This is a genomic window from Pedobacter sp. Leaf132 (genome assembly GCF_920984695.1).
In the GTDB taxonomy this organism is placed as follows: domain Bacteria; phylum Bacteroidota; class Bacteroidia; order Sphingobacteriales; family Sphingobacteriaceae; genus Pedobacter.
In genome coordinates, this window is the sequence record NZ_CAKLBO010000006.1 from 1 (window position 1) to 26,504 (window position 26,504).

Annotated in this window: 20 protein-coding genes; 13 read left to right on the forward strand and 7 right to left on the reverse strand. The window is 35.3% G+C overall.

Annotated elements, in window-relative coordinates; all coding sequences use genetic code 11:
* Positions 1-1,789: 1,789 nt before the first annotated feature.
* From LUA86_RS12320 to LUA86_RS12370, 11 genes are all read left to right on the forward strand, one after another.
* Positions 1,790-2,737, forward strand: a complete 948-nt coding sequence (locus tag LUA86_RS12320; protein WP_231463126.1) for an outer membrane protein assembly factor BamD — start codon at positions 1,790-1,792, stop codon at positions 2,735-2,737.
* A gap of 3 nt (positions 2,738-2,740) precedes the next feature.
* Positions 2,741-3,067 (forward strand): DNA-directed RNA polymerase subunit omega, encoded by a 327-nt coding sequence (locus LUA86_RS12325; protein WP_231463127.1) that lies wholly within the window; start codon positions 2,741-2,743, stop codon positions 3,065-3,067.
* A 76-nt stretch (positions 3,068-3,143) separates the two neighbouring features.
* Positions 3,144-4,340: a bifunctional phosphopantothenoylcysteine decarboxylase/phosphopantothenate--cysteine ligase CoaBC gene (gene coaBC, locus LUA86_RS12330; protein ID WP_231463129.1), complete on the forward strand. Its 1,197-nt coding sequence runs from the start codon at positions 3,144-3,146 to the stop codon at positions 4,338-4,340.
* On the forward strand, positions 4,337-5,230 hold the full coding sequence (locus LUA86_RS12335) for a DUF4835 family protein (protein ID WP_231463131.1): 894 nt from the start codon (positions 4,337-4,339) through the stop codon (positions 5,228-5,230). Before coaBC ends, LUA86_RS12335 begins: the two co-directional genes overlap by 4 nt.
* 285 nt (positions 5,231-5,515) lie before the next feature.
* On the forward strand, positions 5,516-5,887 hold the full coding sequence (locus LUA86_RS12340) for a BlaI/MecI/CopY family transcriptional regulator (RefSeq protein WP_231463134.1): 372 nt from the start codon (positions 5,516-5,518) through the stop codon (positions 5,885-5,887).
* A gap of 107 nt (positions 5,888-5,994) precedes the next feature.
* Positions 5,995-7,842: a M56 family metallopeptidase gene (locus tag LUA86_RS12345; RefSeq protein ID WP_231463137.1), complete on the forward strand. Its 1,848-nt coding sequence runs from the start codon at positions 5,995-5,997 to the stop codon at positions 7,840-7,842.
* 98 nt (positions 7,843-7,940) lie between these two features.
* Positions 7,941-9,593, forward strand: coding sequence for a DNA repair protein RecN (recN, locus tag LUA86_RS12350; RefSeq protein WP_231463140.1), 1,653 nt, complete (start codon positions 7,941-7,943; stop codon positions 9,591-9,593).
* 60 nt (positions 9,594-9,653) lie between these two features.
* Positions 9,654-10,889, forward strand: a complete 1,236-nt coding sequence (locus LUA86_RS12355; RefSeq protein WP_231463142.1) for a carboxypeptidase-like regulatory domain-containing protein — start codon at positions 9,654-9,656, stop codon at positions 10,887-10,889.
* Positions 10,890-10,968: 79 nt separating this feature from the next.
* Complete coding sequence (locus tag LUA86_RS12360; RefSeq protein ID WP_231463145.1) at positions 10,969-12,204, forward strand: carboxypeptidase-like regulatory domain-containing protein; 1,236 nt, start codon at positions 10,969-10,971, stop codon at positions 12,202-12,204.
* 60 nt (positions 12,205-12,264) lie between these two features.
* A complete protein-coding gene (locus LUA86_RS12365) occupies positions 12,265-13,332 on the forward strand; it encodes a PA0069 family radical SAM protein (protein WP_231463148.1) in 1,068 nt (355 codons plus the stop codon).
* Between the two features lie 41 nt (positions 13,333-13,373).
* Positions 13,374-14,246 (forward strand): RimK family alpha-L-glutamate ligase, encoded by an 873-nt coding sequence (locus LUA86_RS12370; RefSeq protein WP_231463149.1) that lies wholly within the window; start codon positions 13,374-13,376, stop codon positions 14,244-14,246.
* A 44-nt stretch (positions 14,247-14,290) separates the two neighbouring features.
* On the opposite strand, the gene LUA86_RS12375 is transcribed toward LUA86_RS12370, so the two are convergent.
* The 3 genes from LUA86_RS12375 to LUA86_RS12385 all read right to left on the reverse strand — a co-directional run bounded on the left by LUA86_RS12375 (position 14,291) and on the right by LUA86_RS12385 (position 18,967).
* On the reverse strand, positions 14,291-14,809 hold the full coding sequence (locus tag LUA86_RS12375) for a CAP domain-containing protein (RefSeq protein ID WP_231463151.1): 519 nt from the start codon (positions 14,807-14,809) through the stop codon (positions 14,291-14,293).
* 125 nt (positions 14,810-14,934) lie between these two features.
* Entirely contained in the window at positions 14,935-17,481 is a 2,547-nt protein-coding gene (locus LUA86_RS12380; RefSeq protein WP_231463153.1) for an ATP-dependent Clp protease ATP-binding subunit, read from the reverse strand.
* A 610-nt stretch (positions 17,482-18,091) separates the two neighbouring features.
* The gene (locus LUA86_RS12385) at positions 18,092-18,967 is read right to left on the reverse strand and encodes a DMT family transporter (protein ID WP_231463155.1); all 876 of its coding nucleotides are present in this window, start codon (positions 18,965-18,967) and stop codon (positions 18,092-18,094) included.
* Between the two features lie 116 nt (positions 18,968-19,083).
* Between LUA86_RS12385 and LUA86_RS12390 the strand changes: the two genes are divergently transcribed.
* A complete protein-coding gene (locus tag LUA86_RS12390) occupies positions 19,084-19,245 on the forward strand; it encodes a hypothetical protein (protein WP_231463157.1) in 162 nt (53 codons plus the stop codon).
* Between the two features lie 3 nt (positions 19,246-19,248).
* Here the strand turns inward: LUA86_RS12390 and LUA86_RS12395 are convergent, their stop codons facing one another.
* Positions 19,249-21,897, reverse strand: coding sequence for a glycoside hydrolase family 78 protein (locus tag LUA86_RS12395; RefSeq protein ID WP_231463159.1), 2,649 nt, complete (start codon positions 21,895-21,897; stop codon positions 19,249-19,251).
* Positions 21,898-22,319: 422 nt separating this feature from the next.
* On the opposite strand from LUA86_RS12395, the gene ettA reads away from it, so the two are divergent.
* On the forward strand, positions 22,320-23,999 hold the full coding sequence (ettA, locus tag LUA86_RS12400) for an energy-dependent translational throttle protein EttA (RefSeq protein WP_231463161.1): 1,680 nt from the start codon (positions 22,320-22,322) through the stop codon (positions 23,997-23,999).
* Positions 24,000-24,036: 37 nt separating this feature from the next.
* On the opposite strand, the gene LUA86_RS12405 is transcribed toward ettA, so the two are convergent.
* The 3 genes from LUA86_RS12405 to LUA86_RS12415 form a co-directional block, all read right to left on the reverse strand.
* On the reverse strand, positions 24,037-24,741 hold the full coding sequence (locus LUA86_RS12405) for a GDSL-type esterase/lipase family protein (protein WP_231463163.1): 705 nt from the start codon (positions 24,739-24,741) through the stop codon (positions 24,037-24,039).
* Between the two features lie 24 nt (positions 24,742-24,765).
* Positions 24,766-24,996, reverse strand: a complete 231-nt coding sequence (locus LUA86_RS12410; protein WP_123205800.1) for a DUF1456 family protein — start codon at positions 24,994-24,996, stop codon at positions 24,766-24,768.
* A 177-nt stretch (positions 24,997-25,173) separates the two neighbouring features.
* Positions 25,174-26,496, reverse strand: coding sequence for a DEAD/DEAH box helicase (locus tag LUA86_RS12415; RefSeq protein WP_231463165.1), 1,323 nt, complete (start codon positions 26,494-26,496; stop codon positions 25,174-25,176).
* Positions 26,497-26,504 lie beyond the last annotated feature (8 nt).

Genomic DNA, 26,504 nt, shown 5'->3' on the forward strand with positions numbered 1-26,504 from the left:
GACATCCGCCGTTCTGATTTTTTTACCCTTCCTTTCGGTTGGGAGTGCAAAGGTAAGAATCTTTTTTTAACTTCCAAATAAAATAAATTTTATTTCTTCGTCGCCTTTTTCTTCTTAATCCCTCTTTCAATATCGCTCTTTTCAGAGCTCCGATTCCTTCCGAAGCGGGTTGCAAAAGTAGAAAACTTTTCTCAATCACCAAATTTTATTTGAAAATAATTCCGGTAACCTTAATTCATCTTTTCAACCTTTTCCTCTTCCTCCGAAGCGGGATGCAAAAGTAGAAAAATTATCCGCTTGCGCAAAGCCAGGGCCGCTTTTATTTGGATGGACAGTGGTAACTGCATGGATTTCAGGGAGAAAAAATGCGTCTGTAAGCAAACTTTTTCAGGATGTGGTTTGTTTAGGGCGGGTTTCTGTGGTAAGTTGACTGGTTAGGGTTACAGGTATTTGAAAGGCGCCTATCGTTTCCCGCTGATGTTCGCAGGTAAAATTATCGCAGATTGAAAAGGATTTTAAAGCTTAATATATAAGTTTTCACCGCCTAAGACAGCTAAGTTATTTTAAAAAATAGATTTTAAGGGAACAGTTTGTACATATAAGGAATTAAGGTCATCTACGTTGTAAGTCGGTTTTAGGTTGCTTGTGATTGCAAGGCGCCTATCGTTTCCCGCTGATGTTCGCAGATAAAATTATCGCAGATTGAAAAGGATTTTAAAGCTTAATGCATAAGTTTTCACCACGTAAGGCAGCTAAGTTTAAGATGTATATCCTTAGCACTTAATAAAAGACTAATGACTAAATCCACCATACAAGGAATATAAGGTCATCTAAGCTACAAGTCGGTTTTGAGTTGATGGTTGCAGGTGATTGCAAGGCGCCAATCGTTTCCCGCTGATGTTCGCAGATAAAATAGCGCAGATTGAAAAGGATTTTAAAGCTTAATGGATAAGTTTTCACCGCGTAAGACAGCTAAATTTAAGATATATGTCTTTGGCACCTGGTGAAAAACTAATAACTAAATCCACCATCTAAGGAATCTAAGATCATCTACGCTACAAGTCGGTTTTGAGTTGAGGGTTGGTGGTGATTGCAAGGCGCCTATCATTTCCCGCTGATGTTCGCAGATAAAATAGCGCAGATTGAAAAGGATTTTAAAACTTAATGCATAAGTTTTCACCGCCTAAGGCAGCTAAGTTTAAGATGTATATCGTTAGCACTTAATAAAAGAGTAAAGTCTAGTTCACCATCTAAGGAATCTAAGGTCATCTAAGTAGCGGGTGTAAGCTCCATGTCTTGATACTCGATACTAAATACTATATACTAAGTACTATCGACTTAAGACTAGTTCACCATCTAAGGAATGTAAGGTCATCCAAGTAGCGAGAGTATGCTCTATGTCTAAGTACTCGATACTAAATACTATATACTAAGCACTATCGACTAAAGACTGGTTCACCATCTAAGGAATCTAAGGTCATCCAAGTAGCGAGTGTAAGCTCTATGTCTTGATACTCGATACTAAATACTTGATACTAATTACTGATTGGAAAACGGACAGAAGTAAAATAAACCCGGGCGGAATGGAAAACCCGCAGGGAAGCGCAGCGAACCGAGGATTTGAAATGCAGAACGGGACGAACGTTAATTGGAAAACAGGAACATGCTTTACATATTATATAAGTATGTTAAAAATTGTTAACTATATATATGTACTGAATTGCAATAAGTAGCTTAGCGGCCAATTGTTTTATATTGATGTTATCGTATTATTAATTATCTTTGCAGAATGTTTAAAGTTAAACACTTATTTATTTTAGTATTTATTGCCGCTTTAGGTATGGCGGGTTGTAAGAGTCGTTTTGAAAAGCTACGTGCCAGTAACGATGTTGCAAAAAAATATCAAGAAGCTATTAGATTATATAACAAACGAGATTTTAGCAAAGCTTTGGTGCTTTTTGAAGATTTATCTCAAAAATACCGTGGACGTGAGCAAGCTGAAGGTTTGAATTTTTACTACGCTTATACATTATATAAATTGCAGGATTATACCACTGCAAGGTATCAATTTAAAAGTTTCGCAGATACTTATCCTGCCAGTAAAGATGCTGAAGAGGCTCGTTATATGGCCGCATATTGTTATTATTTAGAGTCTCCTGTTTTTTCATTAGACCAGGAAAACACCTATAAGGCTATTGATGCATTACAGTTATTTATAAACTTATACCCTACCAGTGAACGTGCTGCTGCTGCTGCAAAGTATATTGGTGTATTAAGAACTAAATTGGAGGATAAAGTTTTTGAAAATGCAAAGCTTTACTTAACTACGGGCCCAAGCAATGTAGAAAATTATAGAGCAGCCGTTATTGCTTTAAAAAATGCACAGCGAGATTATCCGGATATTAAATACGCTGAGGAAATGGATTTCTTGATGATTAGGGCACAATATATGTATGCTAGAACAAGTATCCCAATTCGCCAGGAAGACAGATACAATGAGGCTACCTCTTTATACGAAGAGTTTACGGAGAAATATCCTCAGAGTAAGTTTACCAACGATGCTAAGCAATTAAAATCGGATATTGAAACTGGAATAAAACAAAATAAAGCAGAATTAGCTATGTATGCTGCCGACCAGGCAAAGTACATGGAAATGATTAAGAAAACGAGTAAGGTGAAAGATACCGTTTCTCAAAAACCAACTAACGCAGATAATACGAATATTAAAAACAATTAATACATGAATACTAACAAACCTGCTATACCGAACACTACGGTTACCAGAAATGTACACGATTTAGACAGAACTACTGATAATCTTTATGAATCATTAGTTGTGATTGCTAAAAGAGCAAATCAGATTTCAAACAACATGAAAGAAGAATTGCACGGTAAATTAGCAGAATTTGCTTCGAGTAACGATAACCTTGAAGAGATTTTTGAAAACCGTGAGCAAATCGAAATCAGTAAGCATTATGAGCGTATGCCGAAACCAGTTTTAGTTGCTATGGATGAATTTTTGAACGAAAAAGTTTACCACAGAAACCCGGCAAAAGAACAAAAATAAAACGATTATAGCGCATAGAGTTTGGAGCTAAGCGTTTCGCTTGTGCGTTAATGCAACTGTTTTAACTCTTCGCTCGATGCTTAAAAATAAAAACATAATACTTGGCGTTTGCGGCAGTATTGCGGCTTACAAGTCGGCCATTTTGGTTAGACTTTTGGTAAAAGCTGGTGCAAACGTTAAGGTTATTTTAACTCCCGATGGTGCTAATTTCATTACACCGCTTACTTTAGCCACACTTTCTAAAAATCCGGTTTATACTCAATATTTTGAAGAAGAAACCGGCGTTTGGAGCAATCATGTTGAACTTGGTCTTTGGGCAGATTTAATTATCATTGCGCCTACTAGTGCAAATACGCTTGCCAAACTTGCTACCGGAATTTGTGATAACTTATTAACTGCAGTTTATTTATCGGCTAAATGCCCGGTGTACGTTGCGCCTGCAATGGACCTGGATATGTGGAAACACGAAACCACTCGAGGCAATATCTCGAAAATAAAAAGTTTTGGAAATACGATTATTGCACCACAAAGTGGAGAATTGGCCAGCGGATTATATGGTGAAGGAAGACTTGCCGAACCAGAAGAAATTGTTGCTTTTTTAGAAAGTTCGATTAAAAAAGGACTGCCTTTTTACGGGCAGAAAGTAATGGTAACTGCTGGTCCGACTTATGAGGCTATAGACCCAGTTCGTTTTATTGGCAACCATTCATCTGGTAAAATGGGTTTTACCATTGCTGATGAATTAAGCAGACTAGGAGCCGATGTAACTTTAATTGCCGGACCTACCGCTCAAAAAGCTACAGAACCATTAAAAAGAATAGACGTAGTAAGTGCAAAGGATATGTTTGAGGCATGTACATCTGTTTTCAAAGAAACCGACATTACCATTATGAGTGCGGCTGTTGCCGACTATAAGCCTAAAACAGTTTCAACTCAGAAAATTAAAAAAAACAATAGTGAATTTAATTTAGAGCTGGAAAAAACTACCGATATTTTAGCATCGCTTGGCATGGTAAAAACCCAAAATCAAATTTTGGTTGGTTTTGCTTTAGAAACTAATGATGAAGAAAATTATGCCAAAGCAAAACTGGAGAAAAAAAATCTTGATTTGGTTATTCTAAATTCCCTAAACGATAAAGGGGCAGGCTTTAAATCGGATACAAATAAAATTACTATTTTTAACAAAGCGCTTCAAAAGACAGCGTTTGATGTAAAGTCAAAAGCCGATGTTGCAAAAGATATCTGCAATGAAATTTTAAAACTTATTAAATGATAAAAAGACTTGTTTGTTTATTATTCATCCTTGGTTTTGGAAAATTACATGCGCAAGAGTTAAATGCTCGTGTGCAGTTATTGGCACCGCAGGTATCTAATATTAATAAACAACAGCTCGATGCACTCCAAAGAACGTTGAGAGACTTTTTAAACAATAACAAGTTTACCACCGAAACATATAAAGCGCAAGAAAGAATTGATTGCAATTTTGTAATCACCATAACATCATGGGATGGCGGTTCTGGTTATACGGCAGAAGCGCAAATACAAAGCAGCCGACCGGTTTTTAACTCAACATATAATAGCACTTTGCTAAATATGAGTGATAAGAATTTCGATTTTAGCTATAATGATGGTTCTACAATAGATTTTTCTGACCAGAATTACATATCAAACATCAGTGCGTTACTAACCTATTATGCATATACCATAATTGGTTTAGATAAAGACAGCTTCGGCAAAATGGGCGGCAGCTTTTATTTTAAAAAAGCGCAAAACATTATTAACCTTGCGCAGGTATCGGGCAATACGGGTTGGCGTGCAGCAGATGGTTTACGAAACCGTTTTTGGTTTAATGAAAATACATTAAATCCGGTTTTTAGCGAATTAAGAAACTTTATATACAATTATCATTTTAAGGGTTTAGACCAATTAACTAATGATGATAAAGGCTTAATGCCCATTGTTTCGGCACTTACCGAACTGCAAAAAATGGATAAGCAAAAGTTGGGTTCTATATTTCCAAATGTTTACTTTGCTGCAAAAGCTGAAGAAATTACGAATGTGCTTTCTAAATTAAATACGCAAGAGCGTTTAAAGGCTTACAATTTACTATCGGAAATAGACCCCGCAAATATTGGTAAATACGAAGGATTAAAAACCAATTAGTTTTATAATTTCTTGTAAAGCAATTTCTGTAATTCATTTTGTTGTAAGTCCTGCTTTCCGCTTTATTCCGCTGCGCTCCATGTTCGCTACAATCAGGTTTAGATAGATAATTCAGCAAATAAAACATCCTTCCCTCCCACTCGAATTTCAAATAATTGTGCAACGTTTTTGAATAAACTGCGTCAGTTAGTAAAAGGCTTTTGTTAAAAATCTGTTAAATAATTTTGATAATACGAATATCTTCGTACATTTGATTACGAAATAATTCGTAGAACAGTAACATATATGAGTAATAGCAATATCAAACCAACTGAAGGTGAAATGGAAATTTTGCAGGTGCTCTGGCAAAAAGGTCTTTGCACGGTGAGAGCAGTACATGAAGCTTTAAATAAAAAAGATTCTGGCTACACCACAACTTTAAAGCTTATGCAAATAATGCATGAAAAAGGTATGGTTGAGCGTGATACTAATCAGAAAACCCACATATATAAAGCCTTGGTAAGTCAAGATAAAACTGAAAAGCAATTGGTGAATAAAATGATAGATAACGTTTTTAATGGTTCGGCTGCAAGATTGGTTATGCAGGCTTTGGGTAATCATTCTGCCAGTAGTGAAGAATTAGATGAGATTAAAAAATATTTAGATAGTCTTAAGTAGCTCGTTAGTCGTTAGTCGTTAGTCGTTAGTCGTTAGTCAAAACAGATTAGCATTAAGAATAGTATCAGAAAAAAAATAAAGTGATTTAAAAAATTAAAGCAATTAACATGGAGACTTTATTACCACAATTTATTAAAGCTTTTGGATGGAGTATTTTAAATTCGCTCTGGCAAAGTGCACTTATTTACGGTATCTTATTTATCGTTTTACTTAGCCTGCCAAAGCTCGCTGCTAAATATAGGCACAACCTGGCTTTTGGTTCTATCCTACTAATGTTCGGTTTTTTCATCTATAACCTAACCAGCATTTTACTCAAGAATATTGCTATCCAAAAAGCTAGTGGAAATGTAGAAAATCTTAATACACATCAATATTTAAATACCATACCCGAAAATCTAACTAGCAAAATTGAACAATATTTTCCCGTTGTTGTGGTATTTTACATTATTGGCATTGCACTACAGCTTTTTGTAATAATTAAAGGCTATAATAAATTGGCACGGTTTAAAAAAGAAAAACTGAGTTTAGTACCTGATGCCTGGAATGATATCTTTCAAAAAGTTACATCAAATCTAAAAATCAATAAAACTATAAAATTCCATTTATCATCCATTGTAAATGTGCCATTAGTTATTGGTTATCTAAAACCTATCGTTTTATTTCCAGTTGCATTGGTTAACGAATTAGATAGCGATCAGGTTGAAGCAATTTTAATACACGAACTTTCTCACATCAGAAGAAATGATTTTTTATTAAATCTGATAAAAACGGCAATAGAGACTTTCTTGTTCTTTAACCCATTTGTTTGGATGGCAGGCCGATTTATACATATAGAGCGTGAGCATGCTTGCGATGATTTGGTACTAAAGCTAACCGGAAAGCCACTGAATTATGCTCATGCTTTGTTAAAGCTAGAGTTGCTGAAAGATAAAAATAGTCCGGCTTATGCCTTAGCTGCCACCGGCAAAACTCAAAATTTATATCAACGAATTAAAAGAATCACAAATATGAAGACCAATTATTTAAATGCAAAACAGCAAATGGCAGCCTTAACCTTAGGTATTGCATGTTTAGTTTCTGTTGCCTGGATTAATCCGGCCAAAAAAGAAATCAAAAAAACCACAAAAAAAATTGAATTACTATCGGTTGCAAACATTTCGAAAAATGCCATGGTTTTTATAGATACAACTAAGAAACATAAAATTAAAATTGTAACCATAGATGCTAGTGGCAAAAAAACCGAATACAATTCTTTAAAAGAAGTGCCCGATAGTTTAAGGAGAGATTTATATGATGATGAACTTTTTGGAGGAAGAAAAGCTTTTGTTATAGGAAGTGATTCAGCATTTAGATTTAGAGATTCGATATTTAAGGAAAAAATATACAGAGAATTTGGCCTAGCACGATTAAAATCGAAAAGCTTTGGTGAAGACGTAAAATTGGCAAAAGAGTTTTCATCGCCAGAAGCGCAGGCTAAATGGAAAAAATTTGGTGAAGATATTGGGAGAGAATATGGTTCGCCAGCAGCCCAGGAAAAATGGAGGAAATTATCTGCTGAAGCACTGGCGAGCGTAAACTTTGATGCTCTAAAAATTAGTCTTGATTCAACTGCTAAAATATCTTTAACAGAATATATGAGTTTAGCTCTAAAGGAATTGAAATCTCCTGAATGGAAAACAGAGCTCGACGAGTTGCACAGATTTAACGGAAACAAAAATTTTGATAAAAAACAGAAAGAATTGAGCATAAATTTTCAGAAGAAATTTAATGCAAAACATGGATTTCCGTATACTAGCACTACTCCATTAAAGATATCGATTGATAAGAATGATAAAATTATAGAATCTGCTGAATACAAGAAACTAAAGCAAAAATTTGATACAGAGGTTAAAGAACTGAGGGAGAAAATGGAAAAACAGGAAAAACCTGAACGTAGAGAAAATGAAGAGAACTAAAAACCAAATAAATAATATCCATTAGCAGCGAAGAAATATCTTCGCTGTTTTTATTTTAAGCCTTTGTTGAGATAACTTTTTAGTATTTTCGCATAGCTATGCTACAAAAACTATCTATTCGTAATTACGCATTAATTGATAGCCTCGACATTGAATTTGATAAAGGCTTAAACATAATAACAGGTGAAACCGGAGCCGGAAAATCAATCATACTGGGTGCATTATCACTAATTTTAGGTCAGCGGGCCGAAAGCAAATACTTCTTTAATCAAGATAAAAAATGTGTTATAGAAGGTACATTTCTGCTAGCTGATGAACATTTGAGGGATAGCTTTGAAGAAAACGACCTCGATTTTTTTCAAGAAAGCACACTTCGAAGAGAAATTTCAATTGATGGAAAATCGCGTTCCTTTATAAATGACACTCCTGTAAATTTATCTACCCTAAAACAAATTGGCGAAAAACTTATAGATATTCATTCTCAACATGCTACGCAGGAAATCAATAATGCTGACTTTCAACTTCTGATGGTTGATTCACTTGCAAACCATCAAGATTTGCTTACTCAATATAAAGGAGGTTTTAAGGAATTGAGAAAAGATTCTGCCTTATTAAAGAAATTAATTGATGAAGCCAACGAAGCAAGGAATAAGCAAGATTATGAGCAATTTCTATTTAATGAATTAGAACAGGCAAATTTATCAGAAACTGAACAGCTTGATTTAGAAGCGGAACTGGAGAAACTTACGCATGCTGAAACCATAAAACGAGCACTGCTAAATGCAAATGCATTGTTAAATGATGCAGAGCCTGCCGCCATTTTGCTTTTAAAAGAAGCTCAAACGCAGTTGCAATCTATTGAAAAATTTGATCCATCTGTAAACGTATTATATGAAAGGTTAAAATCAAGTATTATTGAAGTTAAAGATATTGCCGATGAGATTTCTATCATTGAGAACAGTACAATGCATAGTGCCGAAAGATTGGATACCATTAACCAGCGTTTAGATTTATTATATTCTTTGCAGCAGAAACACCGGGTTGATAGCAATACCGAACTAATTGCGATTCAAAATCAGCTAGAAAGAAATTTAAGTCAGCTTTTATCTTCGGATGAGCAAATAGAAAAGCTAACAAAGAAAATCGACTTGCTAAAAAATAAACTCTTTGAGCAGGCCAATAAATTGAGTAAAAACAGAAAGGTTGCGATTAAATTGGTTGAAGAGCAAACTGCAGCCACCTTAAAACAAGTTGGTATGCCTAATGCAAAGCTTGTATTAGCTCAGAAAACTTTAGTAGATTTAACAAAAGATGGCTTAGATGAAATTACCTTGTTGTTTACCGCCAATGCTGGCCAAGCTCCTGCCCCGGTGAATAAAGTTGCGTCTGGTGGCGAACTTTCCAGACTAATGCTGTCTATCAAAGCATTATTGGCTAAGCATACATCCTTACCAACAATTATATTTGATGAGATTGATACCGGTATTTCGGGAGAAACAGCACTTAAGGTGGGTGAAGTTATAGCAGCACTTGGCAAAAATATGCAGGTAATTTCGATTACACACTTACCTCAAATTGCCGCAAAAGGTAAATCGCATTATTTTGTTTACAAAATTGACGATTCAGGAAAAACCAATACCGGAATCAAAAAATTGAAACAAGAAGAAAGAATTGAAGTAATTGCAGAAATGTTAAGCGGTAAAAATCCAGGTGCTTCTGCTATAGAAAATGCAAAGGAATTGTTAAACTAATAATTCATCAGCAGAGACAAATATTTTTTTTAACTAAATAATTAGTTTATATTTGTTTTAATGAAACGATTATTTATTTTTTCTCTTTTCACTTTATCTTTTATAGCCACATTTGCTCAGAATGTAATGCTATCCGGCATAATAAAAGATAAGCGTGGTGAAGTTTTACCTGGTGCAGGCGTGTACGTTAGTGGTTACAAAATAGCAACTGTTGCAAATAACAATGGTGTTTACAGCCTTGGATTAAAACCCGGTAATTACGATTTACTATTTCAGGTGATTGGCTATAAAACTGTTACCAAAAATATCATTGTTGCAGATAAAGCCATAAAATTGGACGTGGTTTTGGAAGAAGATGCGATGCAATTGGATGAAGTAACCATCAAGCCTGACCCAAACCGTGCGGGTTACATCAGAATGTTTACTGATTATTTTATTGGTACAACGCCCAATGCCGCACAGTGTAAAATTATAAATCCTAACGTTTTAATAATTGATTACAGTAAAGATGATTCGAAGCTTACGGTAAAAACCAATCAGTTTCTCATCATAGAAAATAAAGCTTTAGGTTATCGGATAAAATACCAGATTAATCTTTTTGAATGGGATAATAAGACCAAAATCATTTATTATGAAGGTTACCCAACTTATGAAGATTTGAAAGGAAGCAAAGGACAAATTAAAAAGTGGGCTGCAAAACGCGATATTGCATACCGTGGTTCCAGCAATCATTTTTTAAGTAGTTTATATGCGGGAAAATCTAAAGAAGAAGGATTTATCATCAATAAATTAATTAGGCAGGCAGACAAAAACAGACCACCCGACAGCTTGATTAATGCTAAACTTAAGCAGTTTAGAACCGCTGCAATAAGTTCTTCAGAGAATTTAAAAATAACGCTTAATGGGAATGATTCTTTATCCTATTGGGCTAAACAAAAAAATAAGCCAAAGCAAATTGCCATTTTAAATCAACAAGAAGTTTTGCCCGATACCTTAGTCAAAACATTTAACGAAAGTATAAAAAGCTTAAATTTTACAAATGTTTTGTACGTAATCTATACGAAAGAAAAAGAAGACCCGGTTTATTTAAACCGAATCGGCTTGTCTATATCCCGACCATTAACAATGCCCGATTACCAAGTTTCACTTATAAATTTACTAGTATCTCCTGTATATTTTTATGCTAATGGCGGTGCTTATAATCCGCGTTCTATGTTATTTGAAGGATATTGGAGTTGGGAAAAAATTGCTGACAGCGTTCCGCTGGATTACGTACCACAAAAGCCAGGCAAATAATGTTTTTGTAAATGTTAAATTTGTTAAAAGAGAGCATTTAGTTTTATAAATACTCATCCATTTGGCTACATTAGCACTTATGTATAAAAGCGCCTGTACGTTATTTTTCATATTGATTTGCTCAATTCAAGCTTTTAGTCAGGGTACATTTTCTATTAGTGGAAAAGTAAAAGATAATCAAGGCGGATTGCCCGGCGCAGGCGTTTATTTAAGTGGTTATAAATTAGCTACCGTTGCCGATAATGATGGAAATTACCTTTTACCAAATTTAAAACCCGGTAGTTATAGCATTCTGGTTCAAATGGTAGGCTACCTACCCTATTCAAAATCTGTAATTATTGAAGATAAATCGGTTAAGGTAGACTTGATATTAAAAGAAAATACAGTTCTACTAAATGAAGTTACCATCCGGGCCGACCCGAACCGTGCTAAATATATTAAGCAATTTACAGAATATTTTATCGGCACAACACCAAATTCCAAGCAGTGCAAAATATTAAATCCACAGGTCTTAAATGTAGATTTTGATGTTACTAAAAGTCTGCTTACGGTTAAAACAACCGAATTTCTTATCGTAGAAAATAAAGCTTTAGGATATCGCCTTAAATACATGCTCGATTACTTTGAATATAATAGCCGAACGCGGATTATTTACTTTTCAGGCCATCCGTTTTTTGAAGAGTTTAAAGCATCAGCAGCAAAAAAGAAGAAATATATTGATGCCAGAGAAACGGCCTATTACGGTTCTTCGCAACATTTTTTCCGCTCGCTATATCAAAACAAAAGCAAGGAAGAGGGTTTCATCATCAATAAAATTGTACAAACGCCAAACCCAAATCGTTACCCGGAAAATTATATCAACGAAAATTTAATAAAGATTAAAACTCTGCCCGAAAAAACCGGGATTAGAAAAGAGGCAGGTAAAATTGACCCGGGGTTGCTGGAGTTTTGGACAAAACAAAAGGAAATGCCTCGCTTTATAGATAAATTTAGCAGAGCTGAAGTAAATCCAGATACTTTGGTTCATTATTTAAATGACAATTTAAAATGGATAAATTATACCGATGCACTTTGTATTCAGTACACTCGTGAAAAAGAATCTTTAGCGTATTCAAATACTGGTTTTTGGGTTTACAGACCTTTAGATATACCTGAACATGAGCTTTCTATAGTAAAATTATCTCAAGGACCGGTTCGTTTTTATGCTAACGGAAGCATTTACGATTCCCGTTCTATGCTTTACGAAGGTTACTGGGCTTACGAGAAAATTGGTGATATGGTTCCTATGGATTATGTACCAATCTCTAATAGATAATACTATTAACAACTTACTCACATCGATTTAAAATACTAATATTTTTAGTATTTTTATATTATGAATAATGAGGAAGAAGGACAGTATTTTAAAGGTAGAGGTGCGCAGTTTAATCCTCATAATAAATTCCTAAAAGATAGTTATGTAAAAGAGCATGATGAAGGAATTGATGATTGGGAAGAGAGCGACCGAAAAACATCTTTCATCTTTGAAAATTCAAAAACCATCGTTAATAAAGTTGATAGTCCGGATGTGGGCATGGCCTATTCCTTAAATCCCTATCAGGGTTGCGAGCATGGCTGTACGTATTGTTATGCGAGGAATGCGCATCAATATTGGGGCTATAGTGCGGGTTTGGATTTTGAACGAAAAATTATTGTAAAGAAGGATGCTCCTGCACTTTTCAAAAAATTTTTAGAGCGCAAAGGATGGGATGCCACCACAATTTCACTTTCTGGTAATACAGACTGTTATCAACCAGCTGAGCGAAAATTTCGGCTAACCCGACAGCTTTTAGAAATTGCTTTGGCATATAAACAACCTATCGGGATGATTACCAAAAACGCATTGATTTTGAGAGATATTGATATTCTTCAAGAAATGGCTAAGCTAAACCTTTGCATGGTTTATTCTTCTATTAATAGTTTAAATGATAAACTTCGCCTTGCAATGGAGCCAAGGACAGCAACGGCTAAACAGAGATTAAAGGTTGTAGAACAATTAAGTAATGCAGGCATTCCGGTTGGAGTTATGGTTGCACCGCTGGTTCCAGGTTTGAGTGACCATGAAATCCCCACAGTTTTAAAAGCCGTAGCAAATGCCGGTGCAATACGTGCGGGTTACACAATTGTTAGATTAAATGGCGCCATCGGGCAGATTTTTGAAGATTGGCTACGCAAAAATTTCCCTGATAGGTTTGATAAAGTTTGGCACATGATACAAAGTTGCCATGGCGGAAAAGTTAATGACAGCCGTTTTGGTGAGCGTATGAAAGGTGATGGAAATATTGCGCAGATGATTAGGGATAGTTTTAAATTACATTGCAGATTAAACGGACTTAATGTAAAAGAAGTTAAGTTAGACCATAGTATTTTCTGCGTTCCGGGTAGTCAAATATCATTATTCTAGTTTTTACTTGTCTGTTAGTTGATTTAAAGTTAGTTTTAAAAATGAATATTGCTTTAATAACATACGAAGATAAAGGTGCTTATGATAGTCCGACGGTTGAAAGTGAAGATGAAAAACTTCTACTATTCTTAAAAGGGAAAGGCTTAAATATTGAAATGGTAATTTGGAATGATAAAAATATTAACTGGGAGAATTATGAGCTTGCAATATTAAAATCGCCCTGGGATTATTTTGATTTATATGAAGAGTTTAAAACGTGGTTAAATCTTCTGGAAGAAAAAAACATCAGACTTCTAAATCCGATTGATGTTGTAAGATGGAATGCAGATAAGCATTATTTACGAGAAATTGAGTCGGCGGGATTAAATATTACACCGAGCATTTTTATTACCAAAGGTGAAGAAATAAACCTTAATATATTTTTTGAAAAATTTATAACGGATAAACTTATTGTAAAACCTTGTATTAGCGGTGGTGCTAAAAATACATTTAAGGTTACAATTGATAATGTTGAGGAGATTAATCAAAAGCTAAGGTTGCTTATTCAAAAAGAAGATTTTATTATCCAACCATTCCTGCCAGAAATTTTAGATAACGGAGAATGGTCGTTTATTTTCTTTAATGGTGTTTATAGCCATACATTAGTTAAAAAAGCAAAACCCGGTGATTTTAGAGTGCAGCCAGCACATGGTGGCTCTGTACACTTACAAAATCCAGATAAAGGTTTAATAGAAATTGCAGCAGAATATGTTAAGCTTTTTGCTAAAAATTGTCTTTATGCCAGAGTTGATGGCACATTTGTAAATAATAAATTTTTATTAATGGAATTAGAACTTATCGAACCATTTTTATTTTTAAATACCTCTACTCAGAACTATGAGCATTATTATAATGCTTTAAAAGCAATGATTTAATCAATTAGCATTTTTATGGTAATTCCAGTAAATATCAAAGAAACCTATTGTTTACCAAATTCCTGCGTCCAATAGCGACCATCTTTTGCTACACCCATATCTCTAAAATTTGCATTCATAATATTTTTACAATGACCTTCGCTATTTATCCAAGCATCAAAAACAGCTTGTTCATTAGATTGTCCTGCGGCAATATTTTCTCCATAAGTTGTCCATTTGTATCCAGCTGCCGTTATTCTATTCCCAGCACTACGACCATCTAATGAGGTATGGCTAAAATAATTATTGGTGTTCATATCCTTGCTATGGCCTAAAGCTGCAGAAGCAAGCAAATTATTCCAGTTTAAAACTATTACCGGAGGCATTGCAGTTGTACCGCAATTGCAACCTTTGCTGCGTACATCATTAACAAGTTTTAGTAACAAATCATTATTTAATCCAGTAGAAACTGTTGCAATAGTATTTTTTGTAATAGTTTCTTCTTCAGAAATTAATTCGGTATTTTTTTTACATGACGTAAATAGAAGAATTATAGCGAAAACAGGGATGTAGACTTTTTTCATTTAGGGATGATTGTATCATTGCAATAATGACGATTTATTACAATAATTAACGAAATCGTGATGTATTTATTTCACACAAGCATCTTAAACAAGAAAGCTCCCGAGTTAATCGGGAGCTTTAGATATTAGTTTGAAGAATCTTCTGCTTTAGGCTCTTCTTTTTTCTTTTCGCCTTTTTTGTGATTTACCGAAATGGTTTCTGTTTCTTTATCGTAATCGATTTCTAAAACATCACCTTCGGTTAATTCACCTTTCAAAATTTCTTCGGCAATTGGATCTTCCAGATATTTTTGAATGGCACGTTTTAATGGTCGAGCGCCGAAATTACTATCAAATCCTTTTTCTGCAATGTAATCTTTAGCATTTTCAGTTAAAGCAATTTCATAACCTAATGTATGAACGCGACCGAATAAAGCTTTAAGTTCAATGTCGATAATTCTGAAGATTTCATCTTTACCTAAACTGTTAAATACAACTACATCATCAACACGGTTTAAAAACTCTGGAGCAAAAGCACGTTTTAATGCACTTTCAATTACACCGCGGCTATGTGATTCTGCCTGGTTGTTTTTTGCTGAAGTAGAGAAACCAACACCTTGACCAAAATCTTTTAGCTGACGGGCACCAATGTTCGAAGTCATGATAATGATTGTATTTCTAAAATCAACTTTACGACCTAAACTATCTGTTAATTGTCCTTCATCTAAAACTTGTAGCAAGATATTAAATACATCCGGATGCGCTTTTTCAATCTCATCTAACAAAATAACTGCATAAGGTTTTCTTCTTACCTTTTCAGTTAATTGCCCACCTTCTTCGTATCCCACGTATCCCGGAGGCGCTCCCACTAAACGCGACACCGCAAATTTCTCCATGTATTCACTCATATCAATTTGAATTAGTGAATCATCACTATCAAACATGAAACGAGCCAATTCTTTTGCTAATTCTGTTTTACCTACACCAGTTGGACCTAAGAAAATAAATGAACCAATTGGTTTTTTAGGATCTTTTAATCCGGCTCTGGTACGTTGAATGGCTTTGGTCAATTTCTTAATTGCATCATCCTGACCAATAATTTTCTCTGCAACTTTATCGTACATATTCAATAGCTTTTGGCTATCTGTTTGCCCAACACGTTGCACCGGAATACCTGTCATCATTGCTACAACTTCTGCAACATTATCTTCAGAAACTTCGTAACGTTTAGTTTTAGTTTCTGCTTCCCACTCTGCTTTGGCTTTATCTAATTCTTCAATTAAATTTTTCTCTGTATCGCGAAGTTTAGCTGCTTCCTCATATTTCTGACTACGAACAACTTTGTTTTTCTCTAACTTGATATCTTCGATCTTAGCTTCAATATCAATTATGTTTTGAGGAACATGAATGTTCGTTAAATGCACTCTCGAACCTGCTTCATCCAAAGCATCAATTGCTTTATCTGGTAAAAAACGGTCAGAAATATAACGAGAAGTTAAAGTAACACAAGCCTGAATCGCCTCATCAGTGTAAGTTACACCGTGGTGTTCTTCGTATTTATCTTTTATTCTGGTTAAAATCTCAACAGTTTCATCAGGCGTAGCCGGCTCAACCATTACTTTCTGGAAACGACGATCTAAAGCACCGTCTTTTTCAATGTACTGACGGTATTCGTCTAAAGTAGTGGCACCAATACATTGAATTTCGCCCCTTGCTAATGCAGGTTTAAACATATTCGATGCATCAAGCGAGCCCGATGCGCCGCCAGCGCCAACAATTGTATGAATCTCATCAATAAATAAAATTACATCAGTAGATTTTTCAAGCTCGTTCATTACGGCTTTCATACGTTCTTCAAACTGGCCACGGTATTTTGTACCCGCAACAAGTGAAGCTAAATCTAAAGTAACTACACGCTTACCAAAAAGTACACGCGATACTTTACGTTGAACTATGCGTAAGGCTAAACCTTCTGCAATTGCAGATTTACCAACACCAGGCTCTCCAATTAAAATCGGGTTGTTCTTTTTTCTACGGGATAAAATTTGCGAAACACGCTCAATTTCCTTCTCGCGACCAACAATCGGGTCTAAACGACCTTCTTCTGCAGCCTTGGTTAAATCGCGACCGAAGTTATCTAATACCGGCGTTTTAGATTTAATATCCGAAACTTTTTTAGGTGTGCTAAAGCTTTCTTCTTCACGATAATCATCATCGCCACCCGTAGATGCGCTGTTTGAAATATCATCTCTAAAGCCATTCTTATTTACTTCAACCTCTTGTTTAAAAACATCATAAGTAACACCATATTGCAACAATATTTGCGAGGCGATGTTGTCATCATCTCTCAAAACTGAAAGCAATAAATGCTCAGTACCAATTAAATCGCTTTTAAATATTTTAGCTTCTAAATAAGTAATTTTTAAAACTTTTTCTGCCTGTTTAGTTAATGGAATATTGCCCAAATTAACGGTAACGCTCGAAGTACCGCGAACGGCATCTTCAATCGAGCGGCGCAATTTACCGGTATCAACTCCTAACGATCGTAAAATTTTTATAGCCATACCATCGCCTTCGCGGATGAGGCCTAATAATAAATGCTCGGTTCCAATGTAATCATGCCCTAAACGTAGCGCTTCCTCCCTACTAAAAGAGATTACATCTTTAACCTGTGGTGAAAATTTTGCTTCCATAATACCTTTCTTAACGGCTCGCCTCTAAACTATAAAATATATTATAAAAAGAGCACTTGCCATTTTGTTTATTTTATCAACAATTGCGCCATATAGGTTAATAAAACCCATGTATCGGCTTACATACCAAAAAATCGGGCAGTTTATTTAGCAGATTTCTCTTGTAGCAGCACAAATAAATCTGATTATAAACTGTTATTGCAGGCTTAGAAAAGAAAAAATGAATGTTACACAATCATTAAATCATTTTGTCGGTTTATTGTAAAGGATTTTTAGCACTCATTTTACTGACAAATTGTAGCTTTTGGCTAATGCAATTTACAAATTTTGACAGATAAATAAAAACAGCATGACATCATTAAACCTAAACAACCAACAAACTCGAAAGCAGCAACCAAATAAAGTTTGAGGTTACATAACTATTATACGAAAATAACCTGTAAAAAGTTGTTTTGTTTTTAGAAAAGCATTGCTATTGCTGCTATTTATGTTAGTCCCGCTAATGCTACAATCTTTTTGCGGGACATATCGTGCTCACAACATTTTAAAGTTACTGCAAGCAAAAAGGATTTTCGCTATATCGTGTTTATTAGGCAGAGCCATCTTAATATTAACATTCTACAGTAGCGTGCTGCTCTTGCCTTTTGCCAGTTAAAGTTGCACCAGCACTGGCAATAACCACTAAAGCAACTGCTAGCCATTCATAAAACGTAAGGTATTCGTGCAAAAATACCAGACCTGAAAGTGCAGCCGCAGCAGGTTCTAAGCTCATTAAAATACTAAAAGTTTTTGCCGGCATTTTTTTAAGCGCTCCCATTTCTAAAGTAAATGGAATTGCACTTGATAGTAATGCTAATGCCAAACCCGACATCATAAATACGGGTGTTATTTTCTGAAAGAGGCCATCGAAAATTGCTACGGGCAAAACCACAGCCGATGCGAAAATCATCCCGATGCTTACTGCTTTTCCGCCGTCCATTATTTTAGATATTTTACCGCCTAATAAAATATAGCATGCCCAAAAACCGCCAGCCAATAATGCTAAAAAAACGCCCAATAGATCGATACCATTGCCACTCCATGGTGCAATTAAAGAAATGCCGATTGCGGCCAAAATCACCCATAAAAAATCTAAAATGCGTTTAGAACCTGCTATTGCTAAAACCAGCGGACCAATAAATTCTAGTGTTACACCCAAACCAAGCGGTATTCTGGATATGGCAATGTAAAATATTAAATTCATAGCACCTAAGGTTAATCCATACAATGCAACTGCTTTCCATTGCTCCTTATTCAGGTTTCTTAAATTCGGACGGTTATATATGCCTAAGATAATTGCCGATAAAACAATCCTTAAGGCAGAGGTTGAAGCTGAGCCTAGAACGGGGAAAATTCCTTTAGCAATTGCTGCACCACCTTGTACACTTAATATAGAAAAAATTACCGCCATAACAGGTGGTAAAGTAAAAGGTGCTTTAGCTTTCATTAAAAAGGATATTTCCGCAAAAGTAGTGTTTTTACTAACATTACTAAAAATATAGTTCACCAGTAAAATCCAATAATCTTATATTGAAATGCTTATCTTTATTAAAACTAAAAACTATGTTACTATTCGCTGTTCCATTATATTTGGCTGCCTTATTTGGCTGGTTAATTTATGCAGGTTTAATTAAGAAAAACATTAGGCAGAATATGCAGTTGGTTTATATTGGTTCTTTTTTCTCTGTTATCTGGATTTTAATTGCAGCATTATCTTACAGCTAATTTTCAATATTTATATTTCGATTCGAAACTATAACTTCCTGAACCAATTTTTTCTTTTTTATCCTTTCCCGGTAAAGTTACTATTGCAGTAGCATTTACTGGCACCGTAACATTTAGCTTAAATACACCATTTGCGATTTCCCATGATGATTTTATTTTACCATAAACGGTTTCCAATTCACCAGTAGCACTCGTTAGCTTCCCTCCTGGTTTTGGCGCAATTTCAAAAACTTTATAGCCAGGATTTTCTTCAATTGAACAAATACCCGCAATGTTTTTATACATCCAATCGCCTATTGCACCGTAAGCATAGTGGTTAAAAGAGTTCATATCCGCAGTTTGGAACGAACCATCTTGCTTAATTCCATCCCAACGTTCCCAAATTGTAGTAGCGCCCATTTTTACCGGATAAAGCCATGAGGGATAACTTTCTTGCAACAATAAATTATATGAAACATCCTGGTATCCAAATCTGCTGAGCACATGACATAAATAAGGTGTACCTAAAAACCCGGTTGTAAGGTGGTTACCATAACTTTTAACATTATCAACCAAACGTTTGGCAGCCTGCTGGCGCAGATTTTCTGGAAGCATATCAAATTGTAAAGCTAAAACATAAGCGGTTTGCGTATTTGAAACAAGCTTTCCGCTAGGTGTCATATATTCTTGTACATAGGCTTTCTTAACATTATTTAAAAGCGCAGTATATTTTTTTACTTCTTCGGTTTTACCTAAAACTTTTGAGGTATTTATTAAAAGTTGAACAGAATTTGCATAAAAGGTTTGCGCAATCATGTATTTATCAGTAACCGCTGCCCTACCGTCATTATCATCATTAGGGCGATAAAAAAGCCAATCACCAAAATGGGAACCAGTATTCCACAAATTATCTTTAGCCTGACTTGCCATGTAGTCTACCCATTTTTGCATACTTTGATATTGGGTTTCTAATATATTTTTATCACCATAAGATTGGTACATAGACCATGGAATAATTGTTGCGGCATCGGCCCAACCTGCAGAGCCGGCATCACTCTGGTTAAGTACATTTGGGATAACATACGGAACGCTGCCATTAGGAAGCTGATCTGCGCTAACATCTTTTAGCCATTTCGTAAAAAATGAAGAAACATCCATATTATAAGCAGCAGTATTTGCGAATGCCTGGGCATCGCCTGTCCAGCCCAAACGCTCATCCCTTTGCGGGCAGTCGGTAGGCACATCTACAAAATTTCCTTTTTGTCCCCACTGTATATTGTGTTGCAGTTGGTTTAGCAAAGGGTTTGATGTTGTAAAGTTTCCTGTTGGTGACATGCTTGAATAAACTGCTATTGCGGTAAAGTTTTCTAACTTTAATTCGCCCGGATAGCCATCCACTTTCACAAATCTAAATCCCTGAAAACTAAAATGAGGTTCAAATATTTCTGTACCCTTTCCTTTTAAAATATAGTTGTTTTGCTGCTTTGCAGAACGCAGATTTGTTGTGTAAAAATTACCATTTTTATCTAAAACTTCGGCATGGCTTAAAGTAATTTTTGTTCCTGAATTACCATTCGCGGTAACCTTTACCCAACCCACCATGTTTTGACCAAAATCTATAATAGTTTCGCCAAGTGGTGTTTTAAAAATTTTTAAGGCTTTAAATTCTTCATGTTTATTCACAGCAGGTCCGCTCATGCCAACTAATTTTTCTGGCCCATTCTCTAAAATGCGCACCTGTTTCCAGTTATCACTTTCCTTGTAACCAAGGTTATCCCAGCCATTTAATTCTTTTCGGGCATCATAGGTTTCGCCATCATATATATTGGATGCCAGAATTGGCCCGTTTGTACTTTTCCAACTATCATCACTTATCACAATTTCTTTGGTTCCATCGGTATATTCTACATCAATTTGCAATAGCAAAGCTCTTGTATCACCATAAAATTTGCTTTGGTTAGAAAAACCAATTCTGCCTTTATACCAACCATCTCCCAATGAAACTGCGATAACGTTTTGCCCTTTTTTTAGGGTAGTTATTGGATAAGCCTGATACTGGATATGATTTTTATAACTGGTCCAGCCGGGTGTGAAATAATCACTGCTAATTCTTGCACCGTTTAAATTCGCTTCATATAATCCTTTTGCTGTGATGTAAGCTGTAGCAGATTTTACATCCTTTTTAAGTGCAAATTGCTTGCGTAAAAACGGAATTATAGAAGAAGTGTCCTTTCCTTGAACAGTAATCCATTTTGCTTGCCAATCTTCGGGCTTTAAACCGGTTTGAAAATATTTTATTTCAGACCAGGCCGAAGTATTTCCATGATTATCTTTTAAACGAACCTGCCAAAAATATTTTGTTTTAGATGCTAATTTTTCGCCATTATAACGAACAAATACCGATTGTTGGTTTGCGTTTGATTGCTGCCATATAATTTTTTTAAATGATGGCGTATTTGAAACACGGATATCATAACGGGTTTGATATGTATTCTTTTTGTTAGAATTGATTTTCCAACTGAAGCCGGGTTTTGCGTTATCAATATTAAGCGGATTATCCAACATATCGATGGTTAAATCGTAAGCAGATAATTTTTGTGCGAATGTTTGAATAGAAGATAAAATTAAGCTTAAGCAAAAAATAAAAGAGTAAAATTTTAGGGATTGGCTCATAACAAGTAATTGATTTACAATGCAAAGTATTAATAAAATTGCTAAATCACTACTTGTTATTTAGCGTATATTATCCGAAAGGAATATTAAACCAACTAGCCTAACACTATTATAGCTTTTTAAAATTGGCATAATTTGGGGCTTCGACTGCCACTAATTTGGTTATGCTTTAAGATAACGTTGTAATTATTGAAGTAAGCTATTTCGAATAACACAACTTATTAAAAAGCATGTTTTATAAGCTGAAACATGCTCTTTTTATGGATATCATTTAAATCAGATTGTTAGCTAAATAGATTTAGAAACTACTTTTTTATAGGCTCGTTGTTTCTATCTTTGTGGGTGTTGAAGCCACTCTGCACTTCAAATTAATAAAGATGGCATCAAAAGAATATTTATTTTAAATACTACAAAAAACAAGCATGTCTGACGAGAAGATAATATTTTCAATGGCTGGAGTAAATAAGATTTATCCACCACAAAAACAGGTTTTAAAAAATATCTATTTATCATTTTTTTACGGTGCCAAAATCGGTGTTATCGGTTTAAATGGCTCTGGTAAATCATCTTTACTAAAAATTATTGCTGGTTTAGATAAGGCTTATCAAGGAGAAGTTGTTTTCTCTCCGGGTTATTCTGTGGGTTATTTAGCTCAGGAACCAATCCTCGACCCAGAAAAAACTGTACGTGAAATTGTTGAAGAAGGTGTTGCTGAAGTAACCGCAATTTTAAAAGAATACGAAGAAATTAATGAGGCATTTGGTTTAGAGGAAAACTACTCTGACCCTGATGCGATGGATAAATTGATGACCAAACAAGGAGAGCTTCAAGATAAAATTGATGCTTTAGGTGCCTGGGAAATTGATTCGAAATTGGAAAGAGCAATGGATGCCTTACGTTGTCCTGATCCTGAAACCAAAATTGGCGTATTATCAGGTGGTGAGCGTCGTCGTGTTGCAATGTGCCGCTTGCTTTTACAACATCCGGATGTTTTATTATTGGATGAGCCGACCAACCACCTGGATGCTGAAAGTATTGATTGGTTAGAACAGTTCTTGCAAAATTATGAAGGTACAGTTATTGCAGTTACCCACGATAGGTATTTCCTTGACAATGTTGCTGGCTGGATTTTAGAGTTAGATCGTGGTGAAGGTATTCCGTGGAAAGGAAATTACAGCAGCTGGTTGGAGCAAAAAGCAAAACGTTTATCTCAGGAAGAAAAAACGGAAAGCAAACGCCAGAAAACTTTGGAGCGTGAGCTGGAATGGGTACGTATGGCGCCAAAAGCCCGCCACGCAAAATCTAAAGCACGTATTGCCAATTACGATAAATTAGCTTCGGAAGATGGAAGGGAAAGAGAAGAAAAATTAGAGCTCTTCATACCTGCCGGACCACGATTAGGTAATGTTGTAATCGAGGCAACAAATGTTACAAAGGCATACGGAGATAAAGTTCTTTTTGATAATCTAAACTTTGCACTTCCGCCAGCAGGAATTGTAGGTATTATTGGCCCGAATGGCGCTGGTAAAACCACACTTTTCCGTTTAATTACTGGCCAGGAAGAAGCCGATAACGGAACGTTCCGTGTTGGTGAAACTGTTGAATTAGGCTATGTAGACCAGATGCACAACGATTTGGATGCAGATAAAACTGTTTATGAAAACATCACCGATGGTTTAGATAACATCCAATTAGGCAACAAAGCTGTTAACGGACGTGCTTATGTTTCAAAATTTAACTTTAATGGCGGCGACCAGCAGAAAAAAGTTGGCATACTTTCTGGCGGAGAACGTAACCGCGTACACCTAGCAATTACATTGAAAAAAGGCGCCAACGTACTTTTACTGGATGAGCCAACCAATGACATCGATGTTAATACATTACGTGCCTTGGAGGAAGCTTTAGAAAATTTTGGTGGTTGCGCTGTAGTAATTAGTCATGATAGATGGTTTTTAGATAGAATTTGTACCCACATTTTAGCTTTCGAAGGTAATTCTGAAGTTTACTTTTTCGAAGGAAATTATTCTGATTACGAAGAAAACAGAAAAAAACGTTTGGGTGATGTTACACCGAAACGCATTCGCTATAAAAAATTAGGTTAATAAAAAACTCCCGATTAAAATCGGGAGTTTTTTTATGCTACTTACCTATAGTTTTTCTAATGGCTTCGTCAGTTATTACTTCCATAACCTTATAACCTGCTAAACTTGGATGAACGCCGTCGGTTGTATATTCTGCCTTTTGTCCGTTTCTTTCATCCGCCAAAGGCGAAAAATAATCTAAAATTGTTAAATTTTCTTTATCGGCGTAAGCAACAATTTCTTCATTCAAAGAGATAATTTGTTCAGCAACACTCTTTAAGCTTTTATTCCAGGGATATTCGTAAATAGGCAAATACTTGCAAAGAATAACTTTAATGCGATGCTTCTTTGCCAGTTCAGTCATGCTTTTTATATTATCCAAAATTATCTTGTTAGAAACATGACCTTTATTTCCTGCTAAATCATTACTACCAGCTAAAATAATTACTGCTTTAGGTTTTAAATCAATAACGTCTTGCCTAAACCTAATCAAGAGTTGTGGCGATAATTGTCCGCTAATTCCCCTATCTACGTAAGCATTTTTAATAAAATATTCAGGGTCTTTCTGTTTCCAAAACTCAAAAATAGAGCTGCCTAAAAAAATAACTCGCTTCTCTCCTTTTTTTGGCAAGCCAATTTCAGAATTTTCCTTTTTATATTTTGATAAGTTAGCCCAATCATCAGAAAAATCTTCTTTTGCGGTTTGAGCAAATGAGGAATTGATGGCGAGAATAAGAAAAATGACCGCTAATTTTATTTTCATGATTTGGGATTGAATCGCTAAAAACTATTTCTTTTCTTCTCTCGGACCTCTTTTATAAATTACCAAACCGTTTAAGAAGTTTCTTAAAATCTGATCGCCACAAGGCTTAAAATTTTCATGGTCATCATTGCGGAAAATATCACCTAACTCAGCTTTGGTTACTTTAAAACCTACCAAATCGCAAATTGTAATAATATCTTCAGTTTTTAATGAAAGTGCTACTCTCAGTTTTTTTAATATATCGTTATTGCTCATGTTTTAATTTTGAATGAATGAATTTTGAATGATTGAATCGCTAACTTGTTTGTCTTTTTTTCCAATGAACCAATGAACCAATGAACCAATGAACCAATGAACCAATGAACCAATGAACCAATGAACCAATGAACCAATGAACCAATGAACCAATGAACCAATGAACCAATGAACCAATTAACTCGCCACAGCTATCTTCATTTTTTTGCCTTTAATTTTTTCTCCGCTAAGTATATTTAAAAGATTTTCTACTTTATCTCGTTTTACGGCAATATAACTTGATGTATCCTTAACCTCAATCAGGCCTAAATCATCTTTCTGCAACTTGCCTTTTTGCAAAAATAAACCAACAATATCAATTTTATTTATTTTATCTTTTTTACCGTAAGATAGATAAAGCGTAATCCATTCACTTGATTTTGGCAATCTGTATGAATCAGTTAAATCTTCCTCATCAATGTTTTCTGGTAAATATTTATAATTTTCTTCTTCAGTTAACATGGCGTAAGCCGTACCTTTTGCATTCATTCTTGCTGTTCGGCCGTTTCTGTGGATGTAGGCATTCTCTGTGTATGGCAATTGGTAATGAACTATATGTTCAACTTCGGGAATATCCAATCCACGTGCGGCCAAATCAGTTGTTATCAAAATTCTTAAACTACCGTTTCTAAACTTAAGTAACGATTTTTCGCGTTCATCTTGCTCCATCCCACCATGAAAAACCTCATGTTCTAAACCCTGCTCAAAAAGCAAATCACTAATTCTATCTACGGTTTCACGGTGATTACAGAAAACCAAAGTGTTCTTATCACCAATTTTAGTTAAAAGTTTAAAAAGGAATTCGAGCTTATCAGCCGCCGGCGCCGTTACTTTTTTTAATTTTAAATCAGGCTTAACATCTTTATTCGCTGAAAAATCTATTTCAACTGGCGCATTTATCTGTACGAAAGAGGGAATTTCATCCATTTTAGTGGCTGAAGTAAGAATTCTTTCTTTGAGAGATAAAAGAGACTTAATGATGTAAGACATATCGGCCTCAAAGCCAAATTCCAGCGATTTATCGAATTCATCTAAAACCAAAGTTTCAATCGTAGACTCGTCAAAATTTTGATATTCAAGGTGATAGGCAATTCGTCCGGGTGTTCCAATTAAAACAGAAGGCGCATGACTTAAATTATTTTTTTCTGTTCGAACAGAATGCCCTCCATAACAGCAATTTACCTTAAAAGCTGTGCCCATCTGCTTAAAAACCTGTTCAATTTGCAAAGCCAGTTCCCTTGATGGCACCAAAATAAGTGCCTGCACACCTTTCGCAGTAGGCTTGAGCTTAGAAATTAACGGTAACAAAAATGCAAGCGTTTTGCCTGAACCCGTTGGTGCAATCAAAACAATATCCTTAGCCAATTTTGAAGCTTCGAGAGCTGCCTTTTGCATCTCATTTAAAGCGGTAATGTTTAATCTTTTTAGCGCATGTTCTACCATTACGCCAAAGATAAGCATTTACAATT

What these genes read in the sequence shown, in the direction of transcription:
- LUA86_RS12385 (WP_231463155.1), bottom strand. Translation starts at nt 18,967, where the DNA reads ATGAAAGCTAAAGCACCTTTTACTTTACCACCTGTTATGGCGGTAATT.
- ettA (WP_231463161.1), top strand. Translation starts at nt 22,320, where the DNA reads ATGTCTGACGAGAAGATAATATTTTCAATGGCTGGAGTAAATAAGATT.
- LUA86_RS12370 (WP_231463149.1), top strand. Translation starts at nt 13,374, where the DNA reads ATGAATATTGCTTTAATAACATACGAAGATAAAGGTGCTTATGATAGT.
- LUA86_RS12340 (WP_231463134.1), top strand. Translation starts at nt 5,516, where the DNA reads ATGAGTAATAGCAATATCAAACCAACTGAAGGTGAAATGGAAATTTTG.
- LUA86_RS12375 (WP_231463151.1), bottom strand. Translation starts at nt 14,809, where the DNA reads ATGAAAAAAGTCTACATCCCTGTTTTCGCTATAATTCTTCTATTTACG.
- LUA86_RS12335 (WP_231463131.1), top strand. Translation starts at nt 4,337, where the DNA reads ATGATAAAAAGACTTGTTTGTTTATTATTCATCCTTGGTTTTGGAAAA.
- LUA86_RS12365 (WP_231463148.1), top strand. Translation starts at nt 12,265, where the DNA reads ATGAATAATGAGGAAGAAGGACAGTATTTTAAAGGTAGAGGTGCGCAG.
- LUA86_RS12345 (WP_231463137.1), top strand. Translation starts at nt 5,995, where the DNA reads ATGGAGACTTTATTACCACAATTTATTAAAGCTTTTGGATGGAGTATT.
- LUA86_RS12325 (WP_231463127.1), top strand. Translation starts at nt 2,741, where the DNA reads ATGAATACTAACAAACCTGCTATACCGAACACTACGGTTACCAGAAAT.
- recN (WP_231463140.1), top strand. Translation starts at nt 7,941, where the DNA reads ATGCTACAAAAACTATCTATTCGTAATTACGCATTAATTGATAGCCTC.
- LUA86_RS12360 (WP_231463145.1), top strand. Translation starts at nt 10,969, where the DNA reads ATGTATAAAAGCGCCTGTACGTTATTTTTCATATTGATTTGCTCAATT.
- LUA86_RS12395 (WP_231463159.1), bottom strand. Translation starts at nt 21,897, where the DNA reads ATGAGCCAATCCCTAAAATTTTACTCTTTTATTTTTTGCTTAAGCTTA.
- LUA86_RS12405 (WP_231463163.1), bottom strand. Translation starts at nt 24,741, where the DNA reads ATGAAAATAAAATTAGCGGTCATTTTTCTTATTCTCGCCATCAATTCC.
- LUA86_RS12415 (WP_231463165.1), bottom strand. Translation starts at nt 26,496, where the DNA reads ATGCTTATCTTTGGCGTAATGGTAGAACATGCGCTAAAAAGATTAAAC.
- coaBC (WP_231463129.1), top strand. Translation starts at nt 3,144, where the DNA reads ATGCTTAAAAATAAAAACATAATACTTGGCGTTTGCGGCAGTATTGCG.
- LUA86_RS12380 (WP_231463153.1), bottom strand. Translation starts at nt 17,481, where the DNA reads ATGGAAGCAAAATTTTCACCACAGGTTAAAGATGTAATCTCTTTTAGT.
- LUA86_RS12390 (WP_231463157.1), top strand. Translation starts at nt 19,084, where the DNA reads ATGTTACTATTCGCTGTTCCATTATATTTGGCTGCCTTATTTGGCTGG.
- LUA86_RS12410 (WP_123205800.1), bottom strand. Translation starts at nt 24,996, where the DNA reads ATGAGCAATAACGATATATTAAAAAAACTGAGAGTAGCACTTTCATTA.
- LUA86_RS12355 (WP_231463142.1), top strand. Translation starts at nt 9,654, where the DNA reads ATGAAACGATTATTTATTTTTTCTCTTTTCACTTTATCTTTTATAGCC.
- LUA86_RS12320 (WP_231463126.1), top strand. Translation starts at nt 1,790, where the DNA reads ATGTTTAAAGTTAAACACTTATTTATTTTAGTATTTATTGCCGCTTTA.